Origin of the sequence: Paenibacillus jepli, from assembly GCF_047238105.1 — a bacterium.
In the GTDB taxonomy this organism is placed as follows: domain Bacteria; phylum Bacillota; class Bacilli; order Paenibacillales; family Paenibacillaceae; genus Paenibacillus_D.
In genome coordinates this window covers 6,760,879-6,776,925 of the sequence record NZ_JBDFMD010000001.1, presented here as the reverse complement: position 1 = coordinate 6,776,925, position 16,047 = coordinate 6,760,879, and the positions used below count along the sequence as shown (strand labels likewise).

The 16,047-nt window shown below is 55.1% G+C and carries 21 protein-coding genes; all 21 read right to left on the bottom strand.

What is annotated here, in order from left to right:
* Positions 1-8 precede the first annotated feature (8 nt).
* Complete coding sequence (gene fliQ / locus ABC336_RS28960) at positions 9-278, bottom strand: flagellar biosynthesis protein FliQ (protein ID WP_413241965.1); 270 nt, start codon at positions 276-278, stop codon at positions 9-11.
* A 27-nt stretch (positions 279-305) separates the two neighbouring features.
* Positions 306-1,058, bottom strand: a complete 753-nt coding sequence (gene fliP, locus ABC336_RS28955) for a flagellar type III secretion system pore protein FliP (RefSeq protein ID WP_413241964.1) — start codon at positions 1,056-1,058, stop codon at positions 306-308.
* Positions 1,055-1,678: a flagellar biosynthetic protein FliO gene (locus tag ABC336_RS28950; RefSeq protein ID WP_413241963.1), complete on the bottom strand. Its 624-nt coding sequence runs from the start codon at positions 1,676-1,678 to the stop codon at positions 1,055-1,057. Before ABC336_RS28950 ends, fliP begins: the two co-directional genes overlap by 4 nt.
* A 10-nt stretch (positions 1,679-1,688) precedes the next feature.
* Entirely contained in the window at positions 1,689-2,054 is a 366-nt protein-coding gene (locus tag ABC336_RS28945) for a response regulator (RefSeq protein ID WP_413241962.1), read from the bottom strand.
* Positions 2,055-2,075: 21 nt separating this feature from the next.
* Complete coding sequence (fliY, locus tag ABC336_RS28940; protein ID WP_413241961.1) at positions 2,076-3,323, bottom strand: flagellar motor switch phosphatase FliY; 1,248 nt, start codon at positions 3,321-3,323, stop codon at positions 2,076-2,078.
* Positions 3,313-4,314 carry a flagellar motor switch protein FliM gene (gene fliM, locus ABC336_RS28935; protein WP_413241960.1) on the bottom strand — a complete coding sequence of 334 codons (1,002 nt, stop codon included), beginning with the start codon at positions 4,312-4,314 and terminating at the stop codon, positions 3,313-3,315. The genes fliY and fliM overlap by 11 nt, the downstream gene beginning before the upstream one ends.
* A 41-nt stretch (positions 4,315-4,355) precedes the next feature.
* Complete coding sequence (locus ABC336_RS28930) at positions 4,356-4,838, bottom strand: flagellar basal body-associated FliL family protein (protein WP_413241959.1); 483 nt, start codon at positions 4,836-4,838, stop codon at positions 4,356-4,358.
* Positions 4,835-5,062 carry a flagellar FlbD family protein gene (locus ABC336_RS28925; RefSeq protein ID WP_413241958.1) on the bottom strand — a complete coding sequence of 76 codons (228 nt, stop codon included), beginning with the start codon at positions 5,060-5,062 and terminating at the stop codon, positions 4,835-4,837. The genes ABC336_RS28930 and ABC336_RS28925 overlap by 4 nt, the downstream gene beginning before the upstream one ends.
* A gap of 78 nt (positions 5,063-5,140) precedes the next feature.
* Positions 5,141-5,962 (bottom strand): flagellar basal body rod protein FlgG, encoded by an 822-nt coding sequence (gene flgG, locus ABC336_RS28920; RefSeq protein WP_413241957.1) that lies wholly within the window; start codon positions 5,960-5,962, stop codon positions 5,141-5,143.
* A gap of 102 nt (positions 5,963-6,064) precedes the next feature.
* A complete protein-coding gene (locus tag ABC336_RS28915; RefSeq protein WP_413241956.1) occupies positions 6,065-6,439 on the bottom strand; it encodes a TIGR02530 family flagellar biosynthesis protein in 375 nt (124 codons plus the stop codon).
* Positions 6,432-6,890, bottom strand: a complete 459-nt coding sequence (locus tag ABC336_RS28910; protein WP_413241955.1) for a flagellar hook capping FlgD N-terminal domain-containing protein — start codon at positions 6,888-6,890, stop codon at positions 6,432-6,434. The genes ABC336_RS28915 and ABC336_RS28910 overlap by 8 nt, the downstream gene beginning before the upstream one ends.
* Positions 6,891-6,910: 20 nt before the next feature.
* Positions 6,911-8,353, bottom strand: coding sequence for a flagellar hook-length control protein FliK (locus tag ABC336_RS28905; RefSeq protein ID WP_413241954.1), 1,443 nt, complete (start codon positions 8,351-8,353; stop codon positions 6,911-6,913).
* Positions 8,354-8,387: 34 nt separating this feature from the next.
* Entirely contained in the window at positions 8,388-9,296 is a 909-nt protein-coding gene (locus ABC336_RS28900; RefSeq protein ID WP_413241953.1) for a MotE family protein, read from the bottom strand.
* A 47-nt stretch (positions 9,297-9,343) separates the two neighbouring features.
* Positions 9,344-9,793 carry a flagellar export protein FliJ gene (fliJ, locus tag ABC336_RS28895; RefSeq protein WP_413241952.1) on the bottom strand — a complete coding sequence of 150 codons (450 nt, stop codon included), beginning with the start codon at positions 9,791-9,793 and terminating at the stop codon, positions 9,344-9,346.
* Between the two features lie 6 nt (positions 9,794-9,799).
* The gene (fliI, locus tag ABC336_RS28890) at positions 9,800-11,122 is read right to left on the bottom strand and encodes a flagellar protein export ATPase FliI (protein WP_413241951.1); all 1,323 of its coding nucleotides are present in this window, start codon (positions 11,120-11,122) and stop codon (positions 9,800-9,802) included.
* Positions 11,106-11,942, bottom strand: a complete 837-nt coding sequence (locus ABC336_RS28885; protein WP_413241950.1) for a FliH/SctL family protein — start codon at positions 11,940-11,942, stop codon at positions 11,106-11,108. The genes fliI and ABC336_RS28885 overlap by 17 nt, the downstream gene beginning before the upstream one ends.
* A complete protein-coding gene (gene fliG / locus ABC336_RS28880) occupies positions 11,935-12,948 on the bottom strand; it encodes a flagellar motor switch protein FliG (protein ID WP_413241949.1) in 1,014 nt (337 codons plus the stop codon). Before fliG ends, ABC336_RS28885 begins: the two co-directional genes overlap by 8 nt.
* 11 nt (positions 12,949-12,959) lie before the next feature.
* Positions 12,960-14,549: a flagellar basal-body MS-ring/collar protein FliF gene (gene fliF / locus ABC336_RS28875; RefSeq protein WP_413241948.1), complete on the bottom strand. Its 1,590-nt coding sequence runs from the start codon at positions 14,547-14,549 to the stop codon at positions 12,960-12,962.
* Positions 14,550-14,579: 30 nt separating this feature from the next.
* A complete protein-coding gene (fliE, locus tag ABC336_RS28870) occupies positions 14,580-14,885 on the bottom strand; it encodes a flagellar hook-basal body complex protein FliE (protein ID WP_413241947.1) in 306 nt (101 codons plus the stop codon).
* Between the two features lie 21 nt (positions 14,886-14,906).
* Positions 14,907-15,362: a flagellar basal body rod protein FlgC gene (flgC, locus tag ABC336_RS28865; RefSeq protein ID WP_413241946.1), complete on the bottom strand. Its 456-nt coding sequence runs from the start codon at positions 15,360-15,362 to the stop codon at positions 14,907-14,909.
* Between the two features lie 3 nt (positions 15,363-15,365).
* Entirely contained in the window at positions 15,366-15,779 is a 414-nt protein-coding gene (flgB, locus tag ABC336_RS28860; RefSeq protein ID WP_413241945.1) for a flagellar basal body rod protein FlgB, read from the bottom strand.
* Positions 15,780-16,047: the final 268 nt, after the last annotated feature.

Below are 16,047 nucleotides of genomic sequence, written 5' to 3'. Positions count from 1 at the left end.
TCCACAGCCTATCCAATATAATTGTGCAGGTTATTGAGCAGATTGAACGTAAAATCCACCAGCACATTGAGAATCCATGGTCCAAACAACAGGACAGCCAACAGGACGGCTACAATCTTCGGAATAAAAGCCAATGTCTGCTCCTGAATCTGGGTGGTTGCTTGGAAGACACTGACGATCAAGCCGACTGCCAATCCAAGTACGAGCATCGGCGCTGATGCTTTGAGTACGGTGTAAACAGCTTGGCCCGCGAGACCGACGATAAAATCCGGACTCATGACGCGCTCCCTCCTGAAGTGACTGAATTATGAGCTGTAACTGAGCAGTAAAGACCTGACGATCAGATACCAGCCATCGACTAGGACGAACAGCAAAATCTTAAACGGCAGCGATATCATGATCGGCGGCAGCATCATCATCCCCATCGCCATCAGAACGCTGGCCACGACCATGTCAATGATCAAAAACGGGATAAAGATCATAAAGCCCATTTGAAAGGCAGTCTTCAATTCGCTAAGCACGTATGCGGGTATCAGCACCGTAATGGGAATGTCCTCGAAGCTGGACGGTCTCTCGGTTCCGGTGTAGTTCATAAAAAGCAACAAATCTTTCTCGCGTGTGTGCGTGACCATGAATTGCTTCATGGGTACGGCCGCTTGCTCCAAGGCTTCCGTCTGCGTGACCTCGCCATTCAGATAAGGCTGCAGCGCAACCTCGTTCACCTGCGACAGTGTCGGCGCCATGATGAACAGCGTCAGGAACATCGCAAGCCCGATCAGCACCTGGTTCGGCGGCATCTGCTGGGTACCCAGCGACGTCCGGACAAAGCCCAGAACGATGACGACCCTGGTGAAGCTGGTCATCATGAGCAGGATCGCCGGCGCGACACTGAGGACCGTCAACAGCAGCAGGATGGACAATGCCGATGTTCCCGGCTGCCCTTCGCCGTCCCCGATCTGGATGCTTATGTCAGGAAGCGGCTCGGCATAGATTAATGCCGGGTAAACCAGTGCCAGCAACATCAGAGCGACAGTCGTGTATAGCAGCTTTATTTTCATTCATCCAACCGATCCCTTTGCTTAGAGTCATCCAGCAGCGTCCGGACTTGTTGTTTGCGCTCTGCTTGACGCTGCAGCTTCTCATCCAGTACGTCCTGGAATGAAGCTGGCGTCTGCCACAGATCTTCGCCGGGCTGCGGCTGCTCTGCGCGTCCGCGCAGGCGGCCCAGCAGGCCGCTCAACGTGCCCACGCCAAGCGTCGAGGGTTGCTCCAAAGACGCGAGCAACGCTTCGACCTCCTCGGGATTCTTCACCGTATCGAGCAGCGTGATATCATCCCCGACGCCAAGTATGTACACCTTACCGCCAAGCTCGACAACCTGCAGGGACTTGTTCGGTCCCAGCCCCACGCCGCCAAGCGTTCGCATGGCGCGGTTGATGCCGAAGCTGCGGCTTCGCTGGGATAAAAACTTCACAAACAGAATAATCAAACCGATAACTAATATCAGGGATACAATCACCCATATCAGACTGCCCATCATGCTGGTGTCCGAGATGAGTTCGGCGGGCAACTCTTCCCCGCCTGCGCCCTCCGTACCGGAGGCTGCAGCTAAGTCCGGCTGCAAGACGGTCCAGGCTCCGCCCATCCATAGTCCGGTCCGAAGCACTGGTGCGCGCATCACGTTCGTCCTAAGCCCCGAGCGTCTTCTTGATGGCTTCAATAACCCGGTCCGCCTGGAACGGCTTGACGATAAAATCCTTGGCACCCGCCTGGATGGCATCGATGACCATGGCTTGCTGGCCCATCGCGGAGCACATGATGACTTTTGCATTGCCGTCCATCTTTTTGATCTCTTTTAGCGCCGAGATCCCGTCCATCTCCGGCATTGTGATATCCATCGTGATCAGATCAGGCTTGAGTTCCTTGTATTTTTCCACCGCCTGTGCGCCGTCTTGAGCCTCACCGACGACCTCGTAGCCGTTTTTCGATAGAATGTCCCGGATCATCATTCTCATAAAAGCAGCGTCGTCTACGATCAAAATGCGGTTTGCCATCGTTCTTCTTCCTCCCAGATGTTATTGTAATTTTTGAATGCGATCCCACTGGCTGACAATATCCGTAACCCGGACACCAAAATTCTCATCGATAACAACGACCTCCCCTTTGGCAATCAGCTTGTTATTGACCAGAATATCAACCGGCTCACCGGCCAGCTTGTCCAGCTCAATGATGGACCCTTGAGACAACTCAAGAATATCCTTGATTTGCTTTTGTGTCCTTCCTAATTCTACCGTTACTTTAAGAGGAATGTCGAGCAATAAATTTAGGTTGGTGTCGTCTGCTTGCGTGTACGACGGACCTTGGAAATTGGCAAATTGCACCGGTTGAACATTAGTGTTGCGGCCGTAGCCTGCGCCATACGTCTGCGGGGCATGCGGCGGCGTCATCGGCGCTCCGTATGCCGGCTGCGAATCCGGATAAAAAGGCGGCGTCTGTTCCTGCTGCGGCGAAGGCGCATGATGCGCAGCGGCTGCGGGAGGCGCTGCAGGCGCTGGCGGGGCATACGCCGGCTCGGTTGGCGCTGCGGCTGCCGGCTCGCTGGTTGCTGTCGCTGCCGTTTCTTCCTCTGCTCCGCCGCCCATCAGCGTGGACACCATCTCCTTGGCAAACGAGACTGGAAGCAGCTGCATGATCGTCGAATCGATCAGATCGCCGATCTTGAGCGAGAAAGAAATTTTGACAAATACGTCTACCGGCGGCAGATTATTGACGCCTTCACCGCTGTTGACATCCAGGATATCGATGCCCGGCGGTGATATATTGACGAATCGGTTGAAAATGGTCGACATCGACGTAGCCGACGAGCCCATCATCTGATTCATCGCTTCCTGCACGGCGCTGATATGGATTTCATTGAGCTCCTGGGCCGTTACCTCCCCTTCTCCGCCCAGCATCAGGTCTGCGATGACCTGGGCGTCGCGCGTCTTGATCACCAGCGAGTTGATGCCCTGAAAACCGTCCACATAGTGAACGTGAACTGCTACATGCGGCTTTGGAAACTCCGTATCGAGATCCTCCCGCTTAATAATAGAAACTTTAGGCGTCGTAATATCTACTTTTTTGCCCAGTAAGGTTGAAAGAGCCGTCGCAGCGCTGCCGAACGTGATGTTACCGATCTCCCCAAGCGCGTCCTGCTCGATCTCGCTAATGTAGGCTTCCGTCTCCGACGAGGCTTCTGCTGCCGGAATTTCTTCGGACTCGCCTGCGGATTGGCGCAGCAACGCGTCGATCTCTTCCTGAGACAGATAATCCTTACTCGTCATAGTCTTCTTCCGCTCCTTCGCTGACAATTTCGTCAATCTGCACAGCCAGTCTGTCCTTGACAGAGCCCGGACTGCCGATAAACTTCAGTTTTTCGCCGACCTTGATATGCAGCCCTTCATCCGTATGCTTCTTCAGCGAGATCACATCCCCCACTGCAAGTCCGAGGAACTCCTGGACCGAGAGCGACGAAGTGCCGAGCTCCGCCACCACTGGCAGCTTAGCTTTGTTGACTCTGGCCTCCAGCATTTCCACTTCTTCTGGCGCTCTCGCTTTTTTCTGCGAGACAAACCAGTGGTGGACCGACAGTCTGGACATGATCGGCTCGATGACCACGTGCGGAATACAGAGGTTGATCATTCCCGTCGTCTCGCCAATCTTCGTACTGAGCGAGATCAGCGCGATCGTCTCATTGGGCGAGACAATCTGCATGAATTGCGGATTGGTTTCCAGCGCCTCCAGACGAGGCGACAGATCGATGATCGTCCGCCATGCCTCCTGCAGACTTTCGAAAGCCCGACTGAAGATCCGCTCCATTACCATCGTCTCGATCTCAGTCAGCGCCGTGATCTTCGAAGGCGCGGAGCCTTGCCCCCCAAGCAGCCGGTCCAGCATCGCGAAAGCGACATTGGGGTGCACTTCCAGCACCATCCGTCCTTCGAGCGGCTCCGCTTCGAATATATTCAGTATCGTCATCTTCGGTATCGAGCGGATGAACTCGTCATAAGGCAGCTGCTCCACCTGCACGACATTGATCTGGACAAAGGTCCGCAGCTGGGCAGAGAAGTAGGTAGTCAGGAAGCGGGCGTAGTTCTCATGGATCCGGGTCAAGCTGCGGATATGATCCTTCGAGAATCGGACTGCCCGCTTGAAGTCATAGGCCCTGATCTTCTTCTGCGTTTCCTCTTTTTTGAGCTCCTCGGCATCCATCTCGCCGGAAGAGAGAGCCGCCAGCAGCGCATCTATTTCATTCTGCGATAAGACATCAACCATTTTCTCTCCTCCTCTCCGTTAGAAGATGGCCTTCCCTGTTGTTAGAGACGCTGTATAATAAATTCTGTGATGTCAACCTTCGTTACTTTGCCGCCCTCGGGGAGGATGGGGTTGATCCTGTTGAGCAGACGGGCCGACAACTCGTCCTTGCCTTTGGATCCCTGCATCTCTTCTGCCGTAGCATCGGCAAGCGTGCGCACGATGATCGGCTTGATCTCGATTTCTTTGATCTTCTCAAAGTCCTCTTTGGTCGATTTGGAATCCAGTTGAAAGGCAAAGCTCATCACGACAATAAAGTCGAGATCTGACAAATTCGTCTTGACGCCGGTCACTTCCGAGGTTAGTTCGACCCGTTTATCGGCTGTCAGCTGATTGGGCTTAATATCCTGCACACTGCTCAGCGCCTGCTCAGTAGGGTTGGCTGATGTCGGGTTAAGGAACTGGTTGTACAAAAATACAGCAACTATGGCAATGAGCGTGATAGACAGCAAGATGGTAATTAACCACGGCAACATTCTTTTCATCGCGTCGACTCCTCCGTTGGATTGCTCTTTATTGAAGCTGCAGCTACGCCTATTCCCCGGAGGTAGCTCTGGATCTGCTCGACGACTTGCTCGGCACTCTCGAGCACAACAAATTTCTTGCCGGTCGTTAATGTGATGAGCGTATCCGGCATTTCTTCGACCAGCTCGACCAGCAGCGCATTGACGGTCACTTTGGAGTGGTTCAGACGCGTTACAGTAATCATGATCTTCCCCCTCTAGGTTCAGAAGAGGCGGCGGGGCCGCCTCATCCCAGACGTAGTACTGAAGAGTGAACTCTTCTATTATCGTTTCAGATTGACGACTTCCTGCAGCACTTCATCGGAAGTGGTAATGATCCGCGAGTTGGCCTGGAAACCGCGCTGCGCGACGATCATCTCGGTGAATTCGCTGGTCAGGTCGACATTGGACATCTCCAGTTGGCCGGCGACGATCGAGCCCGAGCCCACCTCGGCATTACCGGCTTCCCCCATCTCCAACTCACCATCCAGTATCGCGTTCGGCGTCACGCGATACAGGTTGCCGCCGATCTTCTCCAGACCGCCCGGATTGGTTACGATGGCGATGCCGATCATGATGCCCGTCGGCTCCGTCGTGCCGTCTGCGTTGACGGCAATAATCTCACCGTTGCTGGCGATCGAGAAGCTGGTCACTTCTTCATCCAAAATAATAGGTTCACCTTCAGAGCTCATGACAAACATCCCGTCGCCATTAACCAGTTGTCTCGCTGCGTCGAGTCTAAAATCGCCCGCCCGCGTCAGGAAAGGAAACTCCTGATCTTCACTCAGCTTGACGCCGAAAAATCCGTCGCCATCGATACGCAAATCGGTTGGCACATTGGTCGTCATGGCACTGCCTGGTGTATGAATCGTATCGATCGCGGAGATGGTCACGCCCAGACCGACCTGCTTGGCGTTGACGCCCCCGGTCTCGCCTTCGATCGGCGCGGTCACGCCGGCCACCGTCTGACTCAGAATATCCTTGAACATGACCCGCCCGGCCTTGAAGCCGACGGTGTTGACGTTGGCGATGTTGTTGCCGATCACATCCAGCTTGGTTTGGAAGCCGCGCATACCGGACACGCCGGAGTACATAGATCTCAACATTGTAGAATCTTCCTCCCGTAAATGAAATGATGTACAGCGTTATCGGACTGCTTCAATCGGTCCACAGTCCCGGGCCTCCTCTGCTAGGTCCAGCCCTGTGTACTAAGAAATGACGACTGCGCTATCAATCTGGGTAAACACATTCTGCAGCATCGATTGGCCGGTCATCGCGGTCACTACAGTTCGGCTCGGCACGTTGACGATCATCGCCACGCCCTGCATCAGCACCAGCGAATCCTTGGCTCCTTTGGCTTCCGCCTGATCGATCGCCGAGATGATGCTCTGCAATTGGTCAGGCTGCAGCGAAATGCCTCGCTGCTTCATCCTGAGCTCGGCATGCTGACTGAACCGGAGCTCCGTATCATCCAGCAGCTTCTTGAAATCCGCTGGCGGCGCGCCTGTGCGAGAGGCGGGCTTGACGCCTACTGGCGTAGGCTGGGCCGGGAATAGCTGACCGATCCGGATCGGATCATTCATCCTGTTCTTCCCCCTCGCCGGCGCCTGCCACAGTGATCGCCACGATGTTGTCCACCGGCACGAACCAATCACCTACCTGGGCGTACTGAACGCCATCCTTCATGACGATGGCATTGACTTCTCCGCTATAGCGGAGGAATTGCCCGTTATGGTCCATCTCGCTCCATTCGATCGTCTTGCCGATCATATTGGAGGCCGTCCCCATATTCTGCCGAAGCTGCGTCATCTCCTTGGCCATGTTCATCATCTGTTCCACCGAAGAGAACTGGGCCATCTGGGCGATAAAGTCGCGATCCTGCATCGGCTGCATCGGATCCTGATATTTCAACTGGGTAATCAGGATTTTGAGAAAATCGTCTTTGCCCAATGTATCGTCCTTCGGCTTGGTCAAAGTGATGTTGTTTTTGCTGTAGTTCGGCCATATGTTTTTGGTCGAGATTATATTTGACATCGCTTATTTCACCCCCGCTCTTACGCCGTAACGTTGATGGCATTGCCATAGCCCAGCTCCTGGACGACCGTCTCTTCGATCAGCTCCTCTTCGAAGCTGTCTTCCGCTGCGCTTGCACGGGGAGACTTCTGCTGCTGGGAAGTATGCTGTTCACCGGAGCCAGGCTGTCTCTGCTCTTGGAACATCTGCTGTGCCTGATCGCTTTGCGTTACCTGGAGACGCTCGACCTGAAGACCTTGCTGCTGCAAGGCGCTGCGCAGCTGATTCATCCCATTCTCAAGCAATTCCCTGGCCAATCCGTTCTCTGCCATGAACATCGCAGTCAACTGACCGCCGACGATCGTAATCTTCACATCGACCTGACCCAGATGCTCAGGGAACAAGGAGATTCGCGCTTCCGACATGCCGTTAACTGTCGTCACGTCAAACTGCTTCATGACCATCCCGCTGACAGTATCCGGGAAGCTCTGCACAGGTACGGGCTGAGGCACGAGCGGCTTCAGCTGATGCGGCTGCCATCGGCTGCCGTCCTGCATGATCGGTAGAGGTGCCGGTTCAGGCGCTGCACCTTTGACCGCTGGTTCAGGCTGCTCTCCCTCCGCCGCCGCCGCTGCCTGATCGCTGATCAGCGCCGCAGGCGGGTTCGCAAGCTGGCTCAACCGCTGCAAGTGCGAGCCGGCATGGACGACTGAAGTCGGCTGCGGCTTTGGCTGATCAAGCTCAGCAACAACCTGAGCTGGTAACGTAATCTGCTGCGTGCCAGGGATGTCGCTTTTCGCGAGAAGCTGTGTCAGTGCGGCAAGCTGCGGCTCCACCGCAGTGCGGAACCATTGGCGTGTTGCCTGATCGCCTTGCTCGAGCCGGGCGGTTATCGCGGTCAATACCGACTGCAGACGCTCCTGATTCCTTACTGGGGGCAAGACCACGCCTTCAGCGATATGCTCCTGTGCCGTAGCGACTGGAGCCAAGTCGCCAACTGTTGGAATCGGCGCCGTCTGCACCTCGCTCTGGATGGGAGTCATGCGTGCCACTGTCTGGCCCGGAACTGTCGGTTCATCGGCTTGAACGGGTGTTAGCATACTCATCGCGATCAGCAATGCGCTAAGCTCGGCCAGAACAGCTTCGAACTGCTGCTGATCCTCAGGGGACAGTTGGGCGCTATCTTCATCACTGCTCTCAAGCAGCTGTTCGATTACCCGGAGCAGTTCTCCCGCCTCACCGTCAGCCAGCGTCATCTCCCATTGTCCCGTCCCCAGGACAGCTGCGATCGCTTGATTGGCCACTGGCGTTGCAACGGACCCCGACGGGGTTTGGTCGCCGACGATATGTACGAGCACTGTGGCAAATCCGTCGCCGGCTGCTGTGTTCTGCCCAGCTGCTGTGTTCTGTCCAGCTGCTGTTGCTGGCGTCGCCCCTGTATCACCCAGGTTTGCAGTCATCTGCGGGATCATTCCCATGTTCATTCGTTTCACCTCCCTTCATACTCTGAAATCTTCTCTAACCCGGCATCAGCTTGGCGACCAATTGAGCGGTGATCTCCTTGTTCTGCGATGACATCTCCGCGACGATCGCCGACCTGGCGCCGCTATTCACAGCGTTAAGAATGCGGAGCACTTTACTTGGACTGAGATCGGCCATCTTCAGCAAGAGCTCGGCAGCTCTGGCCGGATCCATCGTCGAGAACGTCGCACTGAGCTGAGCCTCGTCCAGTTGGGTAGCAGGAAGTGCTGTTTCCGATTGCTGCTTCTCCAGTCTCGCCTGCAATGCTGCGATCTGCTGGTCCTTCGCAGGGACAGCATCCTTCATCATCGCCGTCGCGTCGGCTGCGGCCCGTGGTGTCATGCGCTCCATGATGCGCACCCGATCCTCCGGCCGCATCGCGCCGAGGATCAGCACCGTCTCTTCCATCGTCATACTCTCCAGGATCGGCGCCGCTTTGTTTGGCGCCATCTGGGCATACATGCCGGCCAGACTTTTGATGTTGCTGTTATACGCTTCATCATCCAGCTGCTGTTCCTCGTTCACCCGTTTCAGCTGATCGATCTCGCGCTGGAGATTGCCGGCCAGCTCTTCGGCACGCGCTGCCGAAGCCGCGGTTTCCGTCAGCTCAGCCTCCTTGGACAGGAGGAGTGCTTCCAGCTCGCTTACCCGATCCACGGTCTCATCCTCCGCCTGGGCCGTCTCGGCGGCTGCCTTCTCCTTATCCGCTTCGGACAGCGGCGGGCTAGGCAGCAGCGAACCGACCAGCGGAATATCGTTGCCCATGGCAAGCATCTTGTTGCGGAGATCATCATTGAATACAATTACCAATGCGCCAAGGAGCAGTACAGTAAACAGGATCGGAACAACAAAAAACAAAAATCGTTCCCACCCGCTGTAGCCCTTCTCAGCTTCCAATTCCGTCACTCTAACCCCTCCTCGGCAATTCCGGGACGTCCGCGGGTGCGGCCATCTTAGGAATGGGCCGGTGCTGCGTACCGGACCGAAGCCATTTCGTCCAGTTCGTTCTGCTCCCGAAGCAGCAGCTCCTGCCTAAATCGAAAGGTCGACTTTTCCTTAGCCTTCAGCCACACTTTCTCGTCCATCATCTTGTCGGTCAGCTTGCTCTGGCTTATTTCCACATCTCGCTTTGCACTGCTTACATCTTCAAGCTTGCGCTCGATGCATTCATCCAGGAAACGGATATAATCCTGGCTGATGCGGAGCTCCGAGAGCGAGACGACCTGGGCCGCCGAGTGGAGCATTTCCTCCTGGCGAAGCGCCTTTTCTCTTCTCAGTCCATGCAGCGTCTGTTCTTCGTCCTGCAGCTTGCCCAGTGCGGTTGATAAAATCCACTCGGCCTGCGTTTTCTCGCTCGTCTTAAGATCGACTATTTTTTGATAGGGATAATGATACTTGGCCATCTATTCTCAGCTCCTGTAAAAGTCGTTGATCAATCGCTGGATGGTGTCCTCAAGACCGGCTTTCTCGGTTGTCTTCTGGCGCGTGAAGCGGTTGATGTCATCGATCTGCTGGATCGCTTTGTCGATCTCCTCATTGGAGCCGGACTGATAAGCGCCGATATTGATGAGATCTTCCGAATCCCGGTAGACGGCAAGCAGCCGCTTGAGTTCATAGGCCGCATCCTGATGCTCCTCTGCGACGATCTCCTTCATCACCCGGCTGACGGATTGCAGCACATCGATCGCCGGGTAATGACCTTTGTGAGCCAGCGCCCGGCTCAGGACAATATGGCCATCGAGGATGCCGCGTACTGCGTCAGCGATCGGTTCATTCATATCGTCGCCGTCGACCAGTACCGTATAGAATGCGGTGATCGAGCCGCTGGGGCCTGTGCCTGCGCGCTCCAGCAGCTTCGGCAGCGCCGCAAATACGGAAGGCGTGTAGCCTCTGGTCGCCGGCGGCTCGCCAATCGCGAGCCCGACTTCCCGGAGCGCCATCGCATACCGTGTGACCGAATCCATCATGAGCATGACGTTCAGCCCGCGGTCTCTGAAATACTCGGCGATCGATGTCGCAATCAGCGCCCCCTTCATTCGGATGAGCGCCGGCTGGTCCGAGGTGGCGACGATGACGACTGATCGTGCCAGCCCTTCCGGACCAAGGTCCTTCTCGATAAACTCCAGCACTTCGCGGCCGCGTTCTCCGATCAGCGCGATCACGTTGACATCGGCTGAGGTATTGCGGGCGATCATGCCAAGCAAGGTACTCTTGCCTACACCGGATCCGGCAAATATACCTACACGCTGTCCTCTGCCTACAGTAAGCAGTCCATCGATCGCCCGGACGCCGATGCTCAGCGGCTCCTGGACACGAGGGCGTGCCAGCGGGTTGCCCGGCAGATTGTTCGTCGAGTAGTGCGGCATCCGCTTGGGGATCAACGAACCGTCAAGCGGCTGCCCGAGCCCGTCCAACACTTTGCCCAGCAGCTCTGAGCCGACCTGGACGGTGAGCGGCTTGCCGGTGCCGACTACGTCGCAGCCGGGTCCTATCGACTGCAGGTCGCCTAGCGGCATCAGGATGACCTTGTTATCCCGGAAGCCGACGACCTCGGCTTTGATCGGCTTTGCCGATTTGGCCGGGTAGATGAGACAGACATCGCCGACACTGGCATCGGGTCCTTCGGACTCAACAGTCAGTCCGATGACCTGTGTTACCTTGCCGTTCACCCTGACCGGATCGATAGAACGCAGCTGCTCTGTATACCGTGAGATATCAAACGCCTGACGCATCGTCGCCCTCACTCTCTTCGCTCTGCAGAGCCAGTTGGGTCAGCTCCCGCTTGATCTCCTCGAGCTGAGTGTCGATTCTGGCATCGATACTGCCGAAGGACGAGCGGATGACACAGCCGTGATCCTTGACCGATGCATCAGGAAGGATCCTCAGCTCCGCCTGTGAATCGATGACGAGCGCCAGTTCTTCTCTTGCCGCTTGTACGAAGGCTAGCTGCCCCGGCGCCACGCACAGCGTAATCACCCCTTGCTCGCGCCTTCTGGAGAGTGACCTGCGGATCAGCTCCAGGGCAAGCTCCGGTGTCCCTTCCATATGACGGGCGATCACCTTCTCGGCGATCGCGCAGCTGAGCTCCACGACGAACGGCTCCGCTTCCTGGATGATCGTCTCCCGCATTTTGTAAGCATGCTCCAGCATCTGCTGCGCCTCGGCCATGAGACCTTGCCACTGCTGCTCGATATCTGCCTTCGCCTGCTCATAGCCCTCGCGATACCCTTGCTCGGCGCCGGACTGCCGCGCCTCTTCGATGACCTGGGCGTCGGAGCTCCTTCTGCCCTCCCACCACTGCTCGATGGTCTCTTGGGCTTCTGCCAGCTGCCGCTCGGCCGTCTGGGCACTTTCGCGGATCCGTTCCTCTGCGAAGGCTTCCGCATCACTGATAATTTGATCCCGGAGCGAGATGGTCTCTGGATCCGGCCCCGCCGGAATGTCTGTCTCCTGAACAGGAGGCTGGTACAGCGCTGCATAGCGGTCTTCCCATTGCAGCCGTTTCAACTCTTCCACCGGGATGACGTGCGAGGATTTAATCAAATTAGACAATGATATCATCTCCTCCGCCGCGAGCGATAATGATCTCGCCGGATTCCTCAAGTCTGCGGATCGTAGCTACGATGCGAGTCTGCGCCTCTTCCACGTCACGCAGCCTGACCGGTCCCATAAACTCCATTTCCTCCTTGAAGGTCTCCGACATCCGCTTCGACATATTGCGGAAGATCGCGTCCCGTACTTCCTCGCTGGCCACCTTAAGCGCCAGCTGCAGGTCCGCGTTTTCGATATCGCGGATAATCCGCTGGATCGAACGATTGTCGATGTTGACGATATCCTCGAATACGAACATCCGCTTCTTGATTTCCTCTGCCAGCTCGGGGTCCTGGATCTCCAGAGAATCGAGGATCGTGCGCTCCGTTCCCCGGTCGACGCCATTTAATATTTGGACAATTGATTCAATACCCCCCGCAATGGTGTAATCTTGAGTAACGGTTGCGGAAAGCTTCTGTTCGAGAATGCGTTCGACCTGCGAGATTACCTCTGGCGAGGTGCTGTCCATCAGCGCGATTCGGCGTGCCACGTCCGCCTGCTTGTCTTGCGGGAGCGATGACAGAATCGCCGAGGACTGCTCGGACTGCAGGTACGAGAGCACCAGCGCGATCGTCTGCGAATTCTCGTTCTGGATGAAGTTCAGGATCTGGCTCGGATCCGCCTTGCGTGCAAAGTCGAACGGTCTCACCTGCAACGTCGCGGTCAGGCGGTTGATGACATCAAGCGCCTTTTGCTCGCCGAGCGCTTTCTCGAGTATCGTCTTCGCGTAAGCAATACCGCCTTGCGAGATATATTCTTGCGCCATACATATTTGATGAAATTCGCCGAGAATCGTTTCTTTGTCGAGACTGTCGACCTTGCGGACATTCGCAATCTCCAGTGTCAGCTGTTCGATCTCATCTTCACGCAGATGCTTGAAGATCTGAGCTGACACTTCCGGCCCAAGCGTGATCAGCAGGATGGCTGCCTTTTGGCGCCCGCTCAATCCCTGCATTGTTTTGGCCATTATACCCACCTCTATTCATCAACAAGCCAGGTGCGGAGCAGATTGACGAACTCATCCGGTTTGCGCTTGGCCAGTTGTTCGAGTTGTTTGCGGACTTGACTGTCGTTGCCGACATTATCCAGATCGATTGTTGGATACTCGACCTTGGCCGACTCCAACAATTCTTCTTGTTCCAGTTCTTCTGCTTCTGCAAGGGCGCGGTTGCGTCTGCGTGCCGCGATCATATAGGCCGCTCCGCCTACCAGAGCCAAAGCCAGGACACCAAGACCAATCATCCAGGCAGTAGATAGGCCTGACGATCCACCTTCATCTTCCAGACCTGCGAAAGGCTGGGCGAACACCGATACCTTCTGGCCCATCAGATTCATATCGTCCACGTTCTGCCCGGAGTCACGAAGCTGCGCAACGACGATTGACGTCAGATAGCGGTTCAGCTCGGTGCGGCTTTCTTCAGAGATTGTATCGGTCGCGAGTCCGACACTAATCGACAAATCCTTGACCTGATAAGGAGCAGATACGATCTGATTCGTAACCCGGCTAACCTCGTAATTGGTTGTTCTGGAGGAGTCCTCCGAGCTCATCGTTCCTGCACCGTCTGCCGCCTGATATCCGGGGACATCGGTTTCTCCCGTTCCTACTACGCCGCCCGACGCCCCGTTCGTACCGGTCGCAGATGAGTTGGTCTCGGCCTGGGAGATAATGATGCCGTTGTTGTTATTGTCTGGCAAAGGCACCACGAGCGACTCGGTGGAGCTCTTCTGATCAAAGTTGAGGCTGCTGACGATGCTTACGTTGACTCGGTCGCCGCCATAGATTCTGCTCAGATAAGTCTGAATGGTCTTCCTAAGCTCGCCTTCAAACTTGCGCTGGATCTGGAACTGCGCATCGACAGGCTGTGTGTTCAGTCCGTTGCCGGCGGACAATTCGCTTGGAAACAGCTCGCCCTCGGGACTTGTAATTGTGATATCTTCAACGCTAAGGTTGCGCACGGCCGTTCGGACGAGATTGAAGTAACCGTCGATCTCGGCTTGGGTCGGCGTATAACCAAGCTTAAATTGCATATTGATTGATGCCGATGCCCGCTCAGGCTCGCCGGGCGTCATGAACACCGTTTCCTCCGGCAGATTGACGAGCACGTGGGAGCTCTGGACCCCTCTCATGCCGTTGAGTAGTCGCTGGATCTCGCCATTGAGCGCGTTCCGGTACATCACATTGAATTCATTGTCGGTCCGGCCAAAGGTGGAGGAGCTGTTGCCAAAGGATTCGAAACCGATCGATCCATTCTGGATCATTCCTCTCGAACCTACATCTACTCTTACTTGAGAGGCAACCGCGCTAGGCACCAGGATGCTGGAGCCGTCGGTCCCGAGCTGATACAGGATGTTATTGCCTTCGAGATACTCGGTTATGGCTGCTGTATCTGCTGCATCGAGGTCCCGGAAGACGACTTCGTACTCCGTACGGGAGAACAGATAGGTCAGCACGATGACCGACAAGATCAAAAGCGCGACAGCCACGCCCAACATGATTTTTTGCTTTCCAGTAAAATTCATCCAATACCCAGCTACGCGCTCTCGATATTGGGCGATCCTCTCGTTCACGATTTCACCTCTCTTTACATCGACTTCGGGCTACAACTGCATCCTCATCATTTCCTGATACGCTTCGATAACTTTATTTCGCACTTGCGAAGTCAGCTGCAGCGTAAGGTGGGCCTGATTGGCCGCGACCATGACATCCGACACATCGGCCTGGCCGATGATGAATTGGTCAGTTATGGTATGTACTCCTTTTTCCTGTGCTGCTGCGCCGTCAAGCGCTTGCTTCAGGTACTGACCAAAGTCCTGGGTCGCTTCTGCGGGCGTCGCCTTGGATTGCAGGGGCTGTGTCTGCACCGTTCCGGCATGCAGCGGGTGAAGCAGAAGATTGCCTATCATTTTGATGAACCTCCCTTGATGTTATTGTCCTCTACCGATTTCGAGCGCTTTTGTGAACATCGCTTTGGTCGCATTCAATGCTGTGACGTTCGCCTCGTAGGAGCGGGTCGCCGAGATCATATCAACCATTTCTTTTAGGACGTCAACATTAGGTAATTTGACATATCCTTGCTCATCTGCATCGGGATGGCTGGGATTATAGACCAGTTTAGGCGGTGTGCGGTCCTCCATGACTCTGGTCACTTTTACTCCTCCGGACTCATTGGCCCCGGAGAGCTGCTTGCCGAGCACATCGGCAAACTTGGGCTGGAGCGGCTCCATGACGGCCATCTTCCGGGTGTATGGCTCGAATTGTCCGTTCACCAGACGCCCGCGGGTCGTCTCGGCATTGGCGATGTTGGAGGAGATGATATCCATCCGGAAGCGCTGGGCGGTCAATGCCGAGCTGCTTGCGTCAAATCCGTTGTTCAGCTTCATCCGTTACACCCTCCCTTCGATCGCGGTTCGCATCATTTTCACATCATGATTCATTTGGCTGATCAGCAGGTTGTAGCGCAGCTGATTTTTGGCAAGCAGCGACATCTCGCGGTCTATGTCAACATTGTTGACATTATTGTTCATTGCAGTTGAATTGTCCGTTACAACTCGTGTTTGCACCGGAATTGCGGCTTGTCCGGGACTCAGATGCTTCGCATGAGTCTTTTTAACCGGCAATCCGTTAGCTTGCGGTTCACTCATCACCCGCTCCAGATAATCCTCGAATATGACTTCCGACCTTTTGAAAAAAGGCGTGTCGGCATTTGCGACATTATTCGATATGACGCCTTGCCTGAGTTCGGCCGCTTTGATTGCTTGTTGCAATCTGTCGAATGATGCGCCGTTCAACACTTCCACTGTCGAACCCTCCCACTTTTGAACTTGCAGTACCTTAAGTATTCAACGCCTGCTACTTCTTTCCTCTTTCATCGACAAATCTTTATTAAAATAATGAGAAATCTTTGTCGATACTTGCCACATAGATAATATTCCATAATTCCCATTTATATAACAATGAGAAAAAAGCCCTATCTTTTGTCCAAGATAGGGCGTTCAAGGGTACATATACCTGTTTTTTTATGACAATTTGCATAATCACCAAAAAAATAATGATGATTATCGCAAA